Raw genomic sequence first — 1365 nt, forward strand, 5'->3', positions numbered from 1 at the left:
CGTTTGGAGATACTCAAAGTCAGCAACCAATCTTTGGTTACCGTCGAACGCCACCGTTACAGCGTGCCGGTCGAATGGGCGGGCAATACGGTTAGGGTTTATATCGGCGCACAGACCGTCCGCTTTTGTAGCGATACCGACTGCATTGCCGAACATCCGCGCAGCTTTGTGAAAGACGGCATCAGCTATAACCCTTGGCATTTTTTGCCCTATCTGCAAAAGAAACCCGGAGCGTTAAGAGACGGCAGGGCTTTTATCGGCTGGGTACTGCCGCCCGTCATAGAGCGTCTGAAAGCCTGTTTGCTTAAGCAGCCCAAAGGAGACCGGGTGATGGTCAAACTGCTGAACCTGATGGCCGAATACGATGCCGACTTGGCATTGACGGCAGCGGAATTGGCATTGGACGAAGGTATGCCGACTCCGGAGGCAGTCTTGAACATCATCAACCGTCTGAAAGAACCGCCTCCACCCCGTTTCCATATTAGGGACATCCCGCTTACCGTCCCGCCGTCAGTTGATTGCAGCCGTTATGACCGCTTACTGAGTCTGTCGGGCAAACAAACGGATACGATGAAGGAGAAGCATCATGCAGCATGAACGTCTGGCCGGACTGTTGAAAGAATTGAAACTCGGTGCGATGGCGGAGCAGTGGGATGAAATCGTAGTGGACGGCATCCGTCGCAAACGGGGTACGCTGGATATTCTGGAGCGGTTGTTGACTGCCGAACATATAGCCAAAACCGCAAGGAGTACCCAAAACCGGATTAGCCAGGCAAGGTTTCCGCAACACCGCAGTTTGGCCGACTTCGATTTTGAGCAGAGTTTGATACACCGTCCGGCATTGGAACTGCTTTTGGGCGGGGACTATATCAGACAGAAGCGTAATGTGGTGTTGGTAGGCGGACCGGGTACGGGCAAAACGCATATTGCCACAGCATTGGGTATCGAAGCGGCGACACAAGGATTTAGGGTACGTTTTTGGAATGTACTGGACTTGGTCAACAAATTGGAAGCAGACAAAGACGAAGGCCGTCTGAAACTGACCGAGCAGCAATGTCGGTACGATTTGTTGATTCTTGATGAGTTAGGGTATCTGCCGTTTAGTCAGAAAGGCGGTGCGCTGCTGTTTCATCTGATGAGCCAACTGCATGAAAGGACGAGTGTTGTCATGACAACCAATTTGGCCTTTAGCGAATGGGTGAAGCTGTTTATGGATGAAAAGATGACGGGTGCTTTACTGGACCGCCTGACTTATTGCTGTGATATTTTTGAGACGGGCAATGATTCTTACCGGATGAAACACCGCTCATAGGGTGGCTCAATTTTAGACCACAACTGTGGCTCAGTTTTGGAATGGAATTGACA

General features: G+C 51.1%; 2 protein-coding genes. Both read left to right on the forward strand.

All coding sequences use genetic code 11. The annotated features are described in order from the left end of the window. Positions 1 to 597: Mu transposase domain-containing protein (locus HMPREF9370_RS12240; protein ID WP_009117679.1), on the forward strand; the 597-nt coding region annotated here is incomplete at its 5' end. Further along, entirely contained in the window at positions 584 to 1312 is a 729-nt protein-coding gene (gene istB, locus HMPREF9370_RS11430) for an IS21-like element helper ATPase IstB (protein WP_306424952.1), read from the forward strand. The genes HMPREF9370_RS12240 and istB, both read left to right, overlap by 14 nt. Positions 1313 to 1365: the final 53 nt, after the last annotated feature.

This window comes from Neisseria wadsworthii 9715 (assembly GCF_000227765.1).
Taxonomy (GTDB): domain Bacteria; phylum Pseudomonadota; class Gammaproteobacteria; order Burkholderiales; family Neisseriaceae; genus Neisseria; species Neisseria wadsworthii.